This window comes from Erwinia wuhanensis, from assembly GCF_030484085.1.
Taxonomy (GTDB): Bacteria; Pseudomonadota; Gammaproteobacteria; order Enterobacterales; family Enterobacteriaceae; genus Erwinia; species Erwinia aeris.
Map to the genome: position 1 here is coordinate 399,858 of NZ_JAUJUH010000001.1, position 15,400 is coordinate 415,257.

General features: G+C 54.6%; 13 protein-coding genes and 1 pseudogene. 7 read left to right on the plus strand and 7 right to left on the minus strand.

Annotated elements, in window-relative coordinates:
• Positions 1-25: 25 nt before the first annotated feature.
• The gene (gene fhuE / locus QZH36_RS01805) at positions 26-2,218 is read left to right on the plus strand and encodes a ferric-rhodotorulic acid/ferric-coprogen receptor FhuE (protein WP_301729722.1); all 2,193 of its coding nucleotides are present in this window, start codon (positions 26-28) and stop codon (positions 2,216-2,218) included.
• 194 nt (positions 2,219-2,412) lie between these two features.
• Here the strand turns inward: fhuE (QZH36_RS01805) and QZH36_RS01810 are convergent, their stop codons facing one another.
• From QZH36_RS01810 to QZH36_RS01820, 3 genes are read right to left on the minus strand one after another with little or no spacing between them, the layout of a single operon-like run.
• Positions 2,413-3,072, minus strand: coding sequence for a DUF2931 family protein (locus tag QZH36_RS01810; protein ID WP_301729520.1), 660 nt, complete (start codon positions 3,070-3,072; stop codon positions 2,413-2,415).
• Positions 3,063-4,937 carry a type VI secretion system family protein gene (locus QZH36_RS01815; protein WP_301729521.1) on the minus strand — a complete coding sequence of 625 codons (1,875 nt, stop codon included), beginning with the start codon at positions 4,935-4,937 and terminating at the stop codon, positions 3,063-3,065. Before QZH36_RS01815 ends, QZH36_RS01810 begins: the two co-directional genes overlap by 10 nt.
• A gap of 55 nt (positions 4,938-4,992) precedes the next feature.
• Positions 4,993-5,643 (minus strand): recombinase family protein, encoded by a 651-nt coding sequence (locus tag QZH36_RS01820; RefSeq protein ID WP_301729723.1) that lies wholly within the window; start codon positions 5,641-5,643, stop codon positions 4,993-4,995.
• A 168-nt stretch (positions 5,644-5,811) separates the two neighbouring features.
• Between QZH36_RS01820 and QZH36_RS01825 the strand changes: the two are divergent.
• From QZH36_RS01825 to QZH36_RS01835, 3 genes and pseudogenes are all read left to right on the plus strand, one after another.
• Positions 5,812-6,309 (plus strand): annotated as a pseudogene (locus QZH36_RS01825) (DUF4158 domain-containing protein); the annotation flags it as partial.
• A gap of 199 nt (positions 6,310-6,508) precedes the next feature.
• Complete coding sequence (locus QZH36_RS01830) at positions 6,509-6,865, plus strand: hypothetical protein (protein ID WP_301729522.1); 357 nt, start codon at positions 6,509-6,511, stop codon at positions 6,863-6,865.
• Positions 6,834-7,160, plus strand: a complete 327-nt coding sequence (locus tag QZH36_RS01835) for a hypothetical protein (RefSeq protein ID WP_301729523.1) — start codon at positions 6,834-6,836, stop codon at positions 7,158-7,160. The genes QZH36_RS01830 and QZH36_RS01835 overlap by 32 nt, the downstream gene beginning before the upstream one ends.
• A 66-nt stretch (positions 7,161-7,226) precedes the next feature.
• On the opposite strand, the gene fhuE (QZH36_RS01840) is transcribed toward QZH36_RS01835, so the two are convergent.
• Positions 7,227-9,368 carry a ferric-rhodotorulic acid/ferric-coprogen receptor FhuE gene (gene fhuE / locus QZH36_RS01840; protein WP_301729524.1) on the minus strand — a complete coding sequence of 714 codons (2,142 nt, stop codon included), beginning with the start codon at positions 9,366-9,368 and terminating at the stop codon, positions 7,227-7,229.
• A 306-nt stretch (positions 9,369-9,674) separates the two neighbouring features.
• Here fhuE (QZH36_RS01840) and QZH36_RS01845 point away from each other — a divergent pair, with 306 nt between their 5' ends.
• Entirely contained in the window at positions 9,675-10,751 is a 1,077-nt protein-coding gene (locus QZH36_RS01845) for a YncE family protein (RefSeq protein ID WP_301729525.1), read from the plus strand.
• 30 nt (positions 10,752-10,781) lie between these two features.
• Here the strand turns inward: QZH36_RS01845 and QZH36_RS01850 are convergent, their stop codons facing one another.
• Positions 10,782-11,528, minus strand: coding sequence for an SDR family oxidoreductase (locus QZH36_RS01850; protein WP_301729526.1), 747 nt, complete (start codon positions 11,526-11,528; stop codon positions 10,782-10,784).
• Between the two features lie 134 nt (positions 11,529-11,662).
• On the opposite strand from QZH36_RS01850, the gene QZH36_RS01855 reads away from it, so the two are divergent.
• Entirely contained in the window at positions 11,663-12,577 is a 915-nt protein-coding gene (locus QZH36_RS01855; protein WP_301250768.1) for a LysR family transcriptional regulator, read from the plus strand.
• 152 nt (positions 12,578-12,729) lie between these two features.
• Here the strand turns inward: QZH36_RS01855 and QZH36_RS01860 are convergent, their stop codons facing one another.
• Both QZH36_RS01860 and QZH36_RS01865 read right to left on the minus strand, forming a co-directional pair.
• Positions 12,730-13,521 (minus strand): SDR family NAD(P)-dependent oxidoreductase, encoded by a 792-nt coding sequence (locus QZH36_RS01860; protein WP_301729527.1) that lies wholly within the window; start codon positions 13,519-13,521, stop codon positions 12,730-12,732.
• Between the two features lie 155 nt (positions 13,522-13,676).
• Positions 13,677-13,931: a DUF2534 family protein gene (locus QZH36_RS01865; RefSeq protein WP_301250770.1), complete on the minus strand. Its 255-nt coding sequence runs from the start codon at positions 13,929-13,931 to the stop codon at positions 13,677-13,679.
• 194 nt (positions 13,932-14,125) lie between these two features.
• Between QZH36_RS01865 and QZH36_RS01870 the strand changes: the two genes are divergently transcribed.
• Positions 14,126-15,373, plus strand: coding sequence for an aromatic amino acid transporter (locus QZH36_RS01870; RefSeq protein ID WP_253454058.1), 1,248 nt, complete (start codon positions 14,126-14,128; stop codon positions 15,371-15,373).
• Positions 15,374-15,400: the final 27 nt, after the last annotated feature.

Genomic DNA, 15,400 nt, shown 5'->3' on the forward strand with positions numbered 1-15,400 from the left:
CGTTAATGACAAGATCGAGGTAGTGATGTTTTTTGCTCAGCACATTAACAGGGAAATCCGCCGGCACGGCGGCGTAGCCACTTCTTACTCCATCGTCGCCGCGCTGGTCGCCGTGGCGTTACAGATGCCTCAGGCAGCAGCGGCGGAAACCGCAGAACAAACGCTTACGGTGAGCGCCGCGTCAGATAATGTCACCGATACCTCCGCTACCGATTACAGCGTTCCCGTCACCTCTTCGGGCACCAAAATGCCGATGATTGCGCGCGATATTCCCCAGTCAGTCAGTATTATCAGCAAGCAGCGCATGGAAGATCAGCAGCTGCAATCGCTGGGCGATGTGTTGAACAATACAACGGGCGTGATGCAGTCCGTAGCGGATATGGATCGCCGCACCTATTACTCGCGTGGCTTCCTGATCGACAACTATATGGTCGATGGCATCCCGACCGTATTTGAAGGGCGCTGGAATCTGGGCGACGCCCAGTCTGATACGGCACTGTACGAGCGTATCGAAGTCGTACGTGGCGCAACCGGCCTGATGACCGGCGCGGGCAACCCTTCCGCCGCGGTCAATATGGTGCGCAAACATGCGGACAGCAAAACCGCGACGGGCGAGCTTTCCGCCACTTACGGCAGCTGGGACAAGCAGCGTTACGTAGCCGATCTCTCTTCGCCGCTGAGCGAATCCGGCAACGTACGAGGCCGTGTAGTTGCCGGTTATCAGGACAACAACAGCTTCGTTGAGCGCTACGGCGCCGAAAAGAAATTTATCTACGGCGTGGTGGATGCCGATCTGACCGATTACACCACGCTTTCCGTTGGCTATGAATACCAGCAAACCAACGCGGACAGCCCAACCTGGAGCGGCGTGCCTCGCTGGCATAGCGATGGATCGCCCACCGACTATCGTCGCGGCTATAACACGGCGCCAGAGTGGGCCTATAACGATAAAGAAAGCAAAAAGGTTTTTGTTAACCTGAAGCAGCGTTTTGACAATGGCTGGATGCTGACGCTAAACGGCACCCATAACGAAACCTTCCTTGACAGCCGTCAGCTCTATATCGACGGTTTCTTCGATAAGAACACCGGCGCGGGCGTCTCTTCCTATGCGGATTATCCGGTCGTAGGCGGCACCGGTTATAACACCGGTAAACGCAAGGTCGACTCGGTCGATACCTTCGCCAGCGGCCCTTATGAGCTGTTTGGTCGCCAGCACGAGCTGATGACGGGCATCAGCTACAGCAAGCAGAAGAACACTTATTACAGCGCTTTTGACAACATTTCCTCAGAGATGCTGGGCGATTTCAACAGCTATAACGGCCAATACCCGGAAACAGAATGGAGCGAGCGAACGCTCGCGCAGGAAGACGTGACGCGTCAGAAATCCGCCTATATGGCAACCCGTATTACCCTGGCCGATCCGCTGCATTTGATCCTCGGCGCGCGCTATACGCGCTGGAGCACCAATACGCTGACCCAGGATATGGAGAAAAACAATATCACGCCGTACGGCGGCCTGGTGTATGACATCAACGAAAACTGGTCAGCCTACGGCAGCTATACCTCGGTATTCCAGCCGCAGACCTATCGTGATATCAACGGCAGCTACCTGTCGCCGGTGGTTGGTAAAAACTACGAGGCAGGCCTGAAGTCTGACTGGATGAACAGCCGCCTCACGACCTCGCTGTCGGTGTTCCGCATCGAACAGGACAACGTAGCCCAGAGCACCGGACAGATCATTGCCGGATCGACCGATACCGCCTACGTAGGCAAATCGGGCACCGTGAGCCGCGGGATTGAATTTGAAGTGAACGGCGCGCTGACCGATAACTGGCAAATGACCGTGGGCGGTACCCGTTATGTAGCGGAAGACAGCGAAGACGAAGCGGTTAACCCTCAGCTGCCGCGCACGTCGCTGAAGCTGTTCACCAGCTATCGTCTGCCGTCGCTCCAGGCGCTGACGGTCGGCGGCGGCGTAAACTGGCAGACGCACGTCTGGCAGGATGTGCCCGCGCCGGAAGGCAACGGCACCTGGCACGCGGAGCAGGGCAGCTATGCGCTGGTGAACCTGTTCAGCCGCTATGAGGTGACTAAGCAGCTGACGCTACAGGCCAATATCAATAACCTGTTTGATAAAGAATATGACACCAGCGTGAACCAATATATCGTTTACGGCGAACCGCGTAATTTCTCATTAACGGCCAGCTATAAGTTCTGATGCGGCACAGATAAAGATAGCTCCTGCGGGAGCTATTTTTTTGCCGGTAAATCAATGCGGGGATCTTTCTCTTTATACTCGATGGTCATAAGGGGGTCAGTTTGGATATCGAAAATTATTGTACGTTAAGACTAAAAATTGACCACCAAGCCACAAAGGATCTTGGGAAGAACCTCCAGGGTTCAATAGGTTGCTTACCAACTACCGTAAGGATATTTTTTCCCTTTGATAAAATCCTCGGTATCTTTTCCGTACTCATAGCCGTTAGAAAACCGCGTTATTCCTTTGCAAATATCTAATTTATCCCCTGAGACGGTTTTCAGGACTGATGGGATGACGCGGTAATTTGGCTCAGAGCTTATCCCCTGCAACCAGACGGCTACTTTTCCCTCCGGAGCCAGACCAATTTGCACTCTGTCGTAATACGCTATTCTCCCCCGATAATCTCTGCGCTCACCCGGCCTGAGCATTTTCTCCAGTACAGGTTTAGGGATCGTCAGTGCGGTCTCATAGACTTTTTTATCGATAATCGAGTCCCAGCAAAAAATAATATGTCGGGGGGGACGTTTAACGTGATTCCAGTAGCCTCCAGACACACGGTCTTTGTCGTTCCACTCGCCGATAACGTCTGGTAGAGCAGATGTACGATTCAGGGTATTAAACTCATAAACTTTGCCATCGGCATCCTGAACAACGGCGTACGTCACCAGTGCGGGCAGTGCCCTGGGTGTGAAAAAATCAAAAGTCCACTCTGTTGGCTCATCGTTTTGGGCGGCGGTGTCGGACAAAGATTTCCCCTGACAGGCCGTCAGAATCAGCAACGGAAACAACCAGGCCACACGGATTATTTCCATATTTTATTCCCGTCCATATCGTAAACTGTACGTTGCCAGCGCTCGTCTGGCCGGTTGGTGAACGTCACCAGCTTCGCTGGTTTGACTGCACCGCTGATACCTCCCAGGCCGTCTCTCACCACGCTGTTCCAGTTGGCTGAGCAATGAATATACTTTTCGGCCAGCATTAGAATTTCTGGCGTGGTAAAGCCGGGGGCAGGCTGTCCTCCCCTTATGGCGCGGCCCATTACAATCGCTTTTTCACACAGGTTGTTCAGCTCTGGCCGGAGTGACAGGTTGTCGTCTTTAGGTAAAATAGGGGAAAATTCTACCCCGGCATCCTGTGCCGCATCGAGCATCACCCGTAGCACCACCTTCGACCAGTCGTTACGCGTCGGACGGTCGATAACCAGCGCGGCACCGCTGCGTTTCTGTAGCGTTCCGTAACGGTCGGCGGCCATTCTGTCGTCATGCCAGGTATCAACATTCACCTCCACCGCATTCAGCAGTGGCGCTATCGCCGGATAGCCGTCCATTGCTGTAAGCTGCGCACAGGTCTGTTGGTAAATCCGCGTTTCCGTGTCGGGGGTGGAAAGGGGGACGGTTTCAAACTCCGGTCGGGTAAGGAAGTAGGCTTCGTGCTCGTCGGGGTTATAGCCGCCGCCAATATCAGAGTGTGCGCCGGGCAAAGCCAGTTCCGGCCACGCCGGTTTCACGCTGTTCAGTGCGAAGTTAAAGCGGCATTCGTGTTGCGCGGTGATGTGGAACACTTTGTCTGCCACGCCCGGACGCAGCACCAGATTCACTTCTCCGGTATCGGCGCTGTGCGGATTGAGGCCATTAACCGGTGTCCCGATGGCGGCTACGGTATCAAATATCCCCAGAAAGCGGGTTTTTCCTCCGGGCGTCCCGGAAAATTCAGTACCATCCAGCCCGGCCTTAATCGCCGATACAATGGCTCGGTCCTGGCTGAATACCCGGTTGGCAAAGTGGCGCGCCGCCGCCGCTCCCCGGCTGAAGCCGAAAATATCAAATTGCAGCTCTTTGATTTTGCAGGACCGGGCATCAGTGTGCCTGTCTAAATAGCCCTGAATACCGGCAGCCAGTGCCGCGACTGCTTTATCGGTTTTTCTCACCACGCCGGTATCGCCCCGGCCAGTACCCATTCCATAAGTGCTGTCGCCAGCCTCGTCTTCCGTACCGATACCTTCAATATAAATGGCGTACTGGCCTGCCCCTGTATCGGTTTTTATTTCCGGGTTATAAAGCGTATGGAGCCAGTGCACGTTACTGTAGTAGCCGATATAGCTGCCAGCTGCGGTGCCGCTGACCCCGCGATTCAGCCGGACACACTGCTCTAACGCAGACGTAGATTCTGCATCATTCATCCCGTAATGTTCACCGGAACAGGCGGCCTGACGATCACCGCTGTTATTCGCATTGTTGCCAGTGCCATCAAAGAACACGCCGATGGTCAGCGTGATTTCCCGTTTCTTCTTCGCGGCCTGCGCTCGCTGTTCAGGCTCTGACTCCTGCGCTTTTTTCCTCGCGGTCTCGGCCCGTTCGGCTACCCGTCCGGCGTTGCAGTCGCTCTCGTAGGTGTGCGTCTGGACTGACGGAATAAAACGGGCGCGGCACGGGCAGGAACTGTAGCTGTCCAGCGAACCCGCCCACTCTTTCAGCTCCCCGCCCACCTCATAGGTGTCCCCCATGCCACCGCACACGCGGAAGCGCCCCTCGTGCTTCCCGCAGGTTACCGGGTCACCCTCCCGCACCTGCTGCCGCTCAATGCCACCGATTTCGTAGGTGTCGTCAGACGCACCAGAAAGGATCCGCCCCCCGCAGGTGGTTTTATCCAGGTGATACAGAAAAAATCCCGTTGCCATAATCCCTCATGAATAAAATGGTTATAAAATCAGCGCATCATACCTTAATCATGACTTAACCAAAATCTTCGGCTTCTGATTGCCGGTACAATGCCTGGATACGGCAGATTTGCGAAGGACTGTACCCCGTTGCATCCGCTGTTTCCCTGATACTGAGTTTCTTGACCTGCCGGTAGTACAGGACTTTCTGATGACGCTCCTGATCGGCCTGTTTGCCCCGATATTTACCCAGCGTATGTGCGCGTTCAATTCCCTGTTTTTGGCGCTGGCGGCGACTCAGCCAGTCCTTATGCGACATCGCGGCCATCAGATCGATAAGCATATTATTGATGGCGGCTATCACGGCGCGGGTGATTGGGTCAGCCTGCGAAGGGTCTTTATCTGACAGCGCCTGCCATGAGGTGGGCACATCCAGGCTGACAATCCGCAGCTCGTGTTGTTCTATCTGCTTTTTCAGCGTCATCCAGTCGCTGTTACTCAGACGGGTCAGGCGGTCTATCTGCTCGACCAGTAAAATATCATTGCGGTGACTGTCTATCAGTAAGCAGCCCAGTTCAGGGCGGTCAAGTTTTGTTCCGCTGATGTTCTCCCGGTAGTAACTGGCTATTTTATGCCCTCGTTCCTGAATGAACTGCTCCAGCATCTCTTTTGCCCTATCGGCAAACAGATCTTCCGTCGATGCCCTTAAATAAGCTCTGATGAACATTTTTTTCACCACATTATCGCATTTAGGTTATTGCATTTAATCTATCGCATATAGGTTATGTCATTCATTGTGTGCCGTCACGTTTTGGTTATGGCGTCAGGGTGTACCCTTATGCGATAACCATTTTTGTTAAAAATACCGTATCGAATAATTTATGAGGAAAACTATATGGCAAGGAGGCAGATTCTTTCTCTTTCTGAAAGAGAATCATTACTGGCATTACCGGACGATGAGTTAACGCTGACCCGAATGGCGTATTTTAGTGAGCATGATCTGGCACTTATCAGTGCTCACCGTAAACCCGCCAGCCGTTTTGGTTTTGCCGTCCTTCTTTGCTATCTGAAAAATGTGGGCTTTGCGCCGGATAAAAAAATCCCACCCTCTGATGTGCTGCTGAAGCATATAGCCAGCAGGCTAAAACTCACCGGGGATCTCTGGCCAGCTTATCTTTCCGGCAGGGATACGACCCGGCGTGAGCATTTAACCGAACTGTACCGCTATCTTGGCGTAGAGGCGTTCACCGGCAAAATACAGCAGGACTGTATTACACACCTGCTGTCGATGTCGACGCGTACCGATAAAGGTATTCTCCTGGCCGAAGAGTTACTGATCTATCTCCGGCAGAACAACGTGATAATCCCCGTAATTGATGTCGTGGAGCGTACCAGGCCTTCTGGCAGGCCAGTGCCGCCGTTAATTTGCCCGGTCAGATCAATAACGGACGATATCAGGAACTGCATGGTTTTGATACCCGCTGCTGCGTCTACGGCAGCGCGATAGCCGTCCTCACCGAGCAGAAATTCCCGAACAGCCATAATAACCCGGTCAACGAAAAACCCGAATCAGACCAGCTAAGGAGAGGCTGATGAAAAAATTATTACTGCTGATGGCAATCCCGTTTTTTTCCTCAGGAAAAATCACCCCGGAGATCGTTAATCCGGATAAATTCAATGAAAATTTATTTAACCAAATCACATCAAGTAATTATTTGGCGGACACATCAGGATGCAAAGTAATTTCATTAAAAATGTTTCATCCTCCTGAACGCAAAGAATATCCACAATCGGATGCCTGGCTTTGCCTGTATGCTGTAGATGTAATCCATGACGGATACGGGCCAAACAGATCACTTGCTGAAAAAGTCTATTTTGATAAAAAAAACAGGGCTTTGGAAAAAGAAAAAGTACATTTTGAGCAAGGAAGGCACTCAGCGATCTCTTGAAGTCTATGGCATTAAAAGCCTGAGCGAATTACAGCCTGTGGAGCTGTATAATATCCAGTCCGTCAATGCCCGTGGCTATGCGGTAATAAACCGTAATATTCCCCAGCAGGAAAAAAAGAAAGGGGTGAAAAAAAATCTCTCGTTCTGCCTGATACAAAACCAGAGCTATTTTGCTTTCTGTGGTTCAGGCTCAATGATCAACCTCGTCAACGGGAAAGAAGTCGATTTTACCCCCTACATGCTCAAATCCCTTGAAACCGTCGAAATGGGTCTACCGGAAAAACCAAATAACTGACGGTGATTGAAATTCGTCATAATCCCAATTTAAAACCCGGCTTCGCGCCGGGTATATGCCAAAAAATCAGAACGTATAAGAGAGATTAACCTCATAGTTGCGCGGCTGGCCGTAAACGGCGGAGTCGCTTAGCCAGGTATACTCGGTGCGATCAAACAGATTATTGACGTTGGCCTGCACGGCCAGCTGCTTCGTTACCTGGTAGCGGGCAAACAGGTTAGCCAGCGGATAGCTGCCCTGATAAAGCCGTTTGGTTTCGCCGTCCGGGCCGGTTACGTCCTGGAAAGTGCGGTTCTGCCAGTTTACGCCGCCGCCGACGGTCAGCTGCTGCAGCATCGGCAAACGGTAGCGGGTAAACAGCTTCAGCTGGGTTTGCGGCATCTGGCTGTTGTAGCGCCCGGTGGAGTCCGTCGCGACAAAGCGCGTCGCGCCGAACGTCATTTGCAGATTATCCGTTACCGCGCCGTTCAGCTCGAATTCCGCGCCTCTGCTCACTGCGCCTTTGGTCGCAACATAAGCCTGTTCGCTGGAGCCGTTCACATAATTGTCGCCATCCGCTTCGGCAGCGTTCTCCTGTTCAATACGGAACAGGGCAAAAGTGGCGGTCAGGCGACCATCGTCCCAGGCGGATTTCAGGCCCGCTTCGTAATTTTTACCGGTCACAGGCGAAAGATAGCCGCCGTCTTTGCTGCGATACGTTTGCGGCTGGAAGATCGAGGTATAGCTGGCATAGGCTGACCAGGTATCATTAATGTCATACACCAGCCCGCCGTACGGCGTGATGTTGTTCTTTTTCACATCGCCGCTGCTGCCGGTGGTGCTCCACTGGGTATAGCGCGCGCCGACAATCAGCGACAGCGGATCGGCCAGCGAGAAGCGGGCGGCGCTGTACAGCGCTTTCTGCCTGACCATATCGTCCGCGTTCTGATACCAGTCGCCCCAGGCAGGCTCGTCCGCATCGCCGTTCCAGCCGTCGTGGAAGCTGCCGATCTGGCCTTCGTCGTAAGGGCCGTCGGCGCTGTAGGTCGCATTATGCTGACGGCTGTAGCTTCCGCCCACCACCAGCTCGTGCTGGCGGCCAAACAGCCTGAACGGGCCGCTGGCATAGGTATCGAAAGCATCCAGCTTGCGCTTGCCTCTGTCCTTGCTGCCGAAGCCAGTCGTGCCTTCGCCCGTTTGTTCATCCGGCCACTGCTGCAAATAAAGCAGCTTGTCGTTAAAGGTTTCTTCCGCATGGGTGCCGTCGGCGCGGAAGATCCAGCCGTTGTCGAACTGATGGCTGAGATTAGCGAACACTTTGCGCGAGTCTACGCTATAGCGCGTCCAGTCCGCCGCCGTACTGGTGCTGCGATCGTAATGCGTGCGCGTGCCGTTGCTATACCAGGTCGGCAGGCCGCCCCAGGTTGGATTGCCGGTATGGGTCTGCTGATAGTCATAGCCGAGCGAAACCGTGGTGCTGTCGGTCACATCGGCATCGATAACCCCGTAGATAAATTTTTTAGTTTTATGGTAGCGATCCAGCCAGCTGTCGCCATCCTGATAGCCCGCCACCACGCGGCCACGCACGTTGCCGGATTCGCTCAGCGGGCCGGAAGCGTCAACCACGTAGCGCTGCTTGTTCCAGCTGCCGTAGCTGGCCGACACGTTGCCGGTAAAGGTTTTGCTGTCGGCATGTTTGCGCACCATATTAACCGAAGCGGCAGGGCTGCCTGCGCCCGTCATCAGGCCAGTCGCGCCGCGCACCACTTCAATACGCTCATAGATGGCGGTATCTTCCGCCGCATCGCCAAAGTTCCAGGTATCGCTGACGGAGGTCGGAATATCGTCGTAGGTAAAATTAGTGATCTGGAAGCCGCGTGAAAAATAAGCGGAGCGTTCGCTATCGATAACCTCGCTGGCGATGCCGGTGGTGTTATCCAGTACGTCGCCGACCGACTGCAAATTTTGATCCGCCATACGCTGCTTCGTTACCACGCTGAGCGACTGCGGCACGTCGCGCGGCGTCATCAGCATTTTTGTGCCGGCGCGCGTGGTTTTAACGCTGTAATCCTGCTGTTCGCTGGCGCTGCCGTCGTCAGAAGCCGCGTTAACGACCATAGCAGACTCTTCGGCCAGGGCCGGAGTGAGCAGGGCGTGGATAGCCAGCGCCAGCAACGAGACGATAAATACCGGCGCTCGCGCACCGTTTCCCCTGAGGTTTAAAGACATAAAATTCTCACAATAGGCCACTGCTTTTTATTGTCCGGTGGGACGTGCGTTCACGGCGCTCCGGCTGCGCCACGCAGCGGGGAGATCGCAGTGAGAATGTTAATGATAAGTATTTGCTTTTAAGTAGTCTCTAAACAACCTGTCGGCAAAGTGTAACAACTTGTTATTTTTACAGGAAAAACTCATTAGCCGTGCCGCTTCATCCCGTCTGACGCATGGCGCAGATTTACATCTCCTTTGCTAATGCGTATGCTTCTCATTCTTTTTATCGGCTATCAGGCCGTTTATCCATTGATGGAGTCCTGCATGAAATCTTTTAGCCCGCGTAAAGCAGCCCTTGCGGTCGTTGCTGCATTCAGCCTGGCCGCCTGTCAGACCCCGGCAAAAAAACCAGAAGCGCCCGTTAATTCTGCCGCAACGGCCAAAGCGCAAGCGCAGCCTGTCGAGCGCGCGCTGGGCGATGGACTGTATGAAATGGCCTGGACGCCGAAAGCGCTTTACGTCGCCAGCGCGCAATCTTTTAAAAACGTTAACGGCGGCATTCTGTATCGTCTGGATCCCGCCACGCTGGCAACCACCGGTGAAACCCACACCGATCTGAAAAACTTTGGTATGGCGGTCGAGCCGGACGGCAGCGTGTTCTACACCACTAACTCGCTCGACGGTACTATTTCTAAGGTGGATGCAGAGAGCGGCAAAGTGCTGAAACGTCTGGCATTCAGCGAGAAGGGCAAAGACGGTTCGCCTTACGGTGCGCGTGAAATTTTCTGGCACGAAGGGAAGCTTTACGTGGGCGGCGTGGGCGATCCGGGCGTCATTTGGGTGGTGGATGCCAAAACGCTGAAGCTAAGCAAGACCATCAGGAACGCCGGCAAGTGGGTGACGGGCATTATTTATTCGCCGGTGACCGATCGTCTTTATGCGGCTAACGGCGGCGGCGAAGTGCTGGTGATCAACCCGCGCACGCAGAAAATTGAAAAACGCTGGACGGCGGGTGATGGCAAAGCTTATCTGCTGCTGAACCTGGCGGAAGATCCGGCCACCGGCCGCCTGTTCGTCACCGACAACTCAAAGGCGAAAACCACGCTGGTGTTCGACGAGCGCAGCGGCAAAGTGATCAAACGCATCGAAGGCGACGCGCTGGGCATCAAGTTCAACGCGAAGCGCAACGAGCTGTATATCAGCCAGCGCGAATCCAGAAAGGTGTTGCAGCTGGACGCCACCAGCTATGCGGTGAAAAACAGCTGGTCGTTCGACAGCAGCCCGAACAGCCTGCTGGTTTCGCCGGACGGGCAGACGCTTTACGTCACGCTCAAGCAGGATTTCAACAAAGATGATTCGACTAAAGGCAAGGACAGCGTAGTGCGTATCGCGCTGAAATAAGAAAGAGGCGGCCTGCGGGCCGCCTGATTATCACACCTGCGCCATACCGCCATCGACAAACAGTTCGCTCGCGTTGATAAAGCTGGCCGCATCGGAAGCCAGAAAAGCGACCGCTTTAGCAATCTCTTCCGCTTCGCCCAGGCGCCCCAGCGGCACCTGAGCCGCCAGATAATCAAACAATCCCTGGCGCTCCTCTTCACTGACTAATCCACCCAGGCCAGGCGTTTTTACCGGGCCGGGGCTGATGGCGTTAACCCGAATACCGCGTTCTTTCAGATCCAGCGACCAGGATCGTGCAAAGTTGCGTACCGCCGCTTTGCTGGCGCTGTAGACGCTGAAGCCGGCCGTCCCCTGAACGGAAGTGGTGGAGGAGGTCAGGATCACCGAAGCGCCATCGCTCAGCAGCGGCAGCGCTTTTTGCACGGTAAACAGCACGCCGCGCACGTTGGTGCCAAATATCCGATCAAAATGCGCCTCGGTGATGGCGCCCAGCGGCAGCATATCGCCGCCGCCCGCATTGGCGAACAGAATATCCAGACGGCCCGCTTTTTCCGCGATAGTGGCGTAAACCCTATCCAGATCGGCCAGCACGGCGGCATCGGCGCGAATGCCCGTTGCCGCCGTACCGATGGCGGCGACGGCCGCGTCCAGCTCGGGTTGACGCCTTCCGGTAATAAACACGCGTGCACCCTGAGCTGCCAGTTCATGCGCGGCCGCCAGGCCAATTCCCGATGTGCCGCCGGTAACTAATGCGATCTTGCCATTCAGTGCATTCATCTTCTTCTCCGCTGTGGACAGATAATGGCCCGGCTTGTCCGGGTGAGAAGGCACTGTAGCCTTCCGCCTTTTGTTGATAAATCCTGTAAAATGAAAATAACTATCCCTGTACGGAAATAATCAGGACAAAAGAGATGGATCAGCTTATGGCGATACGGGCTTTTGCCCGCGTAGTGGAAACGGGAAATTTTACCCGCGCGGCGGATTCGCTTTCGATGCCCAACGCGACGCTAAGTAAACTGGTGCAGCAGCTGGAGGCGCATCTGGGTATCAGGCTGTTACAGCGCACCACCCGTCGCGTTACCGTCACGCCCGAAGGACGCGAGTATTATGAAAAAACCGCCCGGATCCTGAAGGATTTGGAAGATATTGACGGCGCTTTTACCGCTATTCGCGGCCAGCCGCACGGGCAGTTGCGTATTGATATTGGCGGCTCTACGGCCCGTGACGTGCTGATCCCGGCGCTGCCTGAATTTATGGCCCGCTATCCGGATATCCGTATCGATCTGGGGGTATCGGATCGCGCAGTCGATCTCATCGGCGACAGCGTGGACTGCGTTATTCGCGGCGGCCCGCTTGCGGATTCATCGCTGGTTGCCAGGCAGATTGGTTTTGCCACGCTGATTACCTGCGCCACGCCGGGCTATCTGAAGCGCTACGGCGTGCCTGCCAGCCCGCAGGAGCTGAACAATGGCCATCGGCTGGTTAGCTATCTCTCGTCGGACAGCGGCAGGGCTTTTCCGTTTCGCTTCGCACGGCAGGGAGAAAAAATGGAAATCAAAGCGCCGTACCGGCTCGGCGTAAACGAAAGCAACGCGCATCTGGCGGCAGCGCTGGCCGGCTTGGGTATCGTACAGACGTTTACCTACGCGGCCTGCGAAGCGTTGAGAACCGGCCAGCTCCAGGAAATCCTGCAGGCGTGGCGGCCAGCGCCTTATCCTTTTCATGTGGTTTACCCGCAAAATCGCCACGTCACGCACCGCCTGCGCGTTTTTATCGACTGGTTAACAGAGACGTTTCCGGCTCGTATCAATGTGGGAAGTGAATGAAATACTGATGTTGAGACGGATTAAACGATAAAGCCCTTGGTCAGAAAATTACCGGGGATATATAACGGCATAATTTAATTTTATTCAACAAAGACAAAGGTATAGCTTATTAAATAAGCATCGCCTGCCGATTTTACCGGCAGGCAGAAGGATTAGCGTGACGCCGAATCCGGCTCTGAAATAATGCGGTGGCGCTGCGCCTTTTGCGATTCGCTCTGAATGCGGTTCAGCACGTCGCCCTCATGTTCGGCCTCATCGCTGCCGTAAACATATTCATGACCACTCATCAGTGCATACCAGGCGCGTTCGGCCACTTCCGCCGGTTTGGTCGGCTGACTGGCACCGACTTTAGTATTGGCCTGGCCCGCGTTCTTAAAGAAGTTGGTTTCCGTCGCGCCGGGCATCAGCAGCGTCATATTCAGGCCCGAGCCTTTCAGCTCGTTGCGAATGGCCCAGAAGAAGGAATTGACGAAGGCTTTGCTCGCGCCATAAATCGCCTCAAAAGGGATGGGCGAGGTGCCGGAGATGGAAGAGGTCATCAGGACGTGGCCGCTTTGACGTTCGATCATCGCAGGCAGGAAAATTTTAGCCATATGAACGTAAGAATCGACGTTAAGGCGGATTAGCTGTAGCTCTTTTTCCAGCGCCGTGCCGCCAATAAAGCGGCCGCCCAGCCCCTGACCGGCATTAATAACCAGCGCATCCAGCGCCAGCCCGTCGTTATCGACGCGCTGCTTCAGCTTTTCGATCTCATCATAGCGGCTTAAATCCACGCTTAGTGCGTGGATCTTTGTGCCGTAGCCGCGCAGATCCTCGCAGGCCTTGTGCAGTTTTTCCTCATTGCGCGCTACGGCCACAATGTCATAACCATTTTTCGCAAAAATTCTGGCCAGTTCCAGCCCGATCCCGTTGGAAGCCCCGGTAATCAATGCAATTTTATTCATGCCCGATCCTCTTTTTATATTCTGCGTTAGCGGTCTTTTAACCGTAGCAGCAAAAAAGCGGGACGCGGGCAGCCTGCGCACGTTCAATGGCGCGTTGTCGCTGGCTTCTCAAATAAAATATTTTAAATCAACATCTTATTTTGGTTGAATGCGATTCAATGACGCGTTGAGTCAACATTTTCGCCCAAAAACCAGTACCAGAGCGGAATAGCCAGCAGGCCGGTAAAGACCAGCGAATAGACGGCGATCATAAACAGCTGTGGCGCCAGCATGCCCGCTGACCAGTCGTGTAAAGGAATATGGTATTCGTCAATCGCGCCGCCGATCATCACTTTCGACATCACGGTAAGCGCGATAACCAGCACAACAGCCAGCGCGGCGATAAACCGCTTTGTTTCTTTCCGTTTCATAACCCGTTTCCACAAGCAAATAGTGCGCCGCAGTATAACAACTCCCTTTGCAAAACGTTCCTGAAACTCGGCAAAATCGTCCCCTCAATTCAGCCGCGTGCGGTTTTTCGCCGTCGGGCGGAATTATGTACAGTTATAGCGGGGCATTTGCAGTAGAATTGCGGGCTTAACGTCATTTATTTAGCAGGAAACTTATGAGGGAGAGTTCGTTAGCCCGCCATCGGCCTTCGGTATGGTGGGGCGCGATGATCATCTGCGGAACCGTGGTTGGCGCCGGTATGTTTACGCTTCCCGTGGTCATGGCCGGCGCCTGGTACGGCTGGTCATTGCTGATCCTGATGGTCAGCTGGGTCTGCATGTTGTTGACAGGATTACTGTTTGTGCAGGCCAGCCAGCATTATCCGCTGGGCGCCGGTTTTGATACCATCACGCGCGACTTGCTCGGACGCGGCTGGGCGGCCGTAAACGGGCTGAGCATTCTGTTTGTGCTGGGCATTCTTACCTATGCCTATATCTCCGCCAGCGGGCCGGTCTACCAGAGCTCTTTAAATCGCGCGGGTCTGCATCTTTCCGTGGCGGACGCCAAAATCATGCTCACGCTGTGCGTGGCGGCAGTGGTCTGGCTGGGCACCAAAGGCGTCAGCCGACTGATGACCTTCTGCGTGCTGGCGAAAATCCTGCTGCTGGTGACGCTGTTTGGCGGGCTGTTGACGCAGCTGGATATTGCCACGCTGGCTAACAGCGGCGCCTCCGGGCAGGCCTACTGGCCTTATACGCTGGCGGTGCTGCCATTCTGCCTTGCCTCCTTCGGCTATCACGGCAATATCAGCGGCCTGATCGGCTACTATGCGGGCGATAAAAAACAGGTAAATCGAGCGCTGATGCTGGGGACTTTTATGTCGCTGGTGATCTATCTGTTCTGGCTGACCGGCACGATGGGCAATCTTCCGCGCGCCTCTTTCCCTGCCATTATCGATGCGGGCGGGGATATCGAGGCGCTGATGGCGGCCTTACGGCGCTATCTGCACGTCAGCGCGCTGGCGCTGCTGATGGATGTCTTCTCGCACTTCGCGGTGATCTGCTCGTTTCTTGGCGTGACGGCAGGGCTGTTTGATTTTATTGCCGACCGATTGCAGATGGCGGATACGCGGCTGGGCCGATTAAAAACGGCCTGTCTGACGTTTTTACCGGCGCTGTGCGCTTCCCTGTGGTTTCCGAACGGCTTTATCGCCGCGATTGGCTTTGCCGGTCTGTTCGCCACGCTGTGGGCGGTGATTGTGCCTGCGCTGCTGGCGCGAAAAGCGCAGCAGAAGTTTCCGGAAGCGACCACGCACGCCGGCAGGCAAAATGTAGCCATTGTCGTTGTAATGCTGTTTGGCGGGCTGAACGTGCTGGCGTGGACACTGAGCTGGCTTGGCTGGCTGCCTGTTTTTCGCGGCTAACTATTTATCCGGCCCGGTATTAACCGG

What these genes read in the sequence shown, in the direction of transcription:
- fhuE (WP_301729722.1), top strand. Translation starts at nt 26, where the DNA reads ATGTTTTTTGCTCAGCACATTAACAGGGAAATCCGCCGGCACGGCGGC.
- QZH36_RS01810 (WP_301729520.1), bottom strand. Translation starts at nt 3,072, where the DNA reads ATGGAAATAATCCGTGTGGCCTGGTTGTTTCCGTTGCTGATTCTGACG.
- QZH36_RS01815 (WP_301729521.1), bottom strand. Translation starts at nt 4,937, where the DNA reads ATGGCAACGGGATTTTTTCTGTATCACCTGGATAAAACCACCTGCGGG.
- QZH36_RS01820 (WP_301729723.1), bottom strand. Translation starts at nt 5,643, where the DNA reads ATGTTCATCAGAGCTTATTTAAGGGCATCGACGGAAGATCTGTTTGCC.
- QZH36_RS01830 (WP_301729522.1), top strand. Translation starts at nt 6,509, where the DNA reads ATGAAAAAATTATTACTGCTGATGGCAATCCCGTTTTTTTCCTCAGGA.
- fhuE (WP_301729524.1), bottom strand. Translation starts at nt 9,368, where the DNA reads ATGTCTTTAAACCTCAGGGGAAACGGTGCGCGAGCGCCGGTATTTATC.
- QZH36_RS01845 (WP_301729525.1), top strand. Translation starts at nt 9,675, where the DNA reads ATGAAATCTTTTAGCCCGCGTAAAGCAGCCCTTGCGGTCGTTGCTGCA.
- QZH36_RS01850 (WP_301729526.1), bottom strand. Translation starts at nt 11,528, where the DNA reads ATGAATGCACTGAATGGCAAGATCGCATTAGTTACCGGCGGCACATCG.
- QZH36_RS01855 (WP_301250768.1), top strand. Translation starts at nt 11,663, where the DNA reads ATGGATCAGCTTATGGCGATACGGGCTTTTGCCCGCGTAGTGGAAACG.
- QZH36_RS01860 (WP_301729527.1), bottom strand. Translation starts at nt 13,521, where the DNA reads ATGAATAAAATTGCATTGATTACCGGGGCTTCCAACGGGATCGGGCTG.
- QZH36_RS01865 (WP_301250770.1), bottom strand. Translation starts at nt 13,931, where the DNA reads ATGAAACGGAAAGAAACAAAGCGGTTTATCGCCGCGCTGGCTGTTGTG.
- QZH36_RS01870 (WP_253454058.1), top strand. Translation starts at nt 14,126, where the DNA reads ATGAGGGAGAGTTCGTTAGCCCGCCATCGGCCTTCGGTATGGTGGGGC.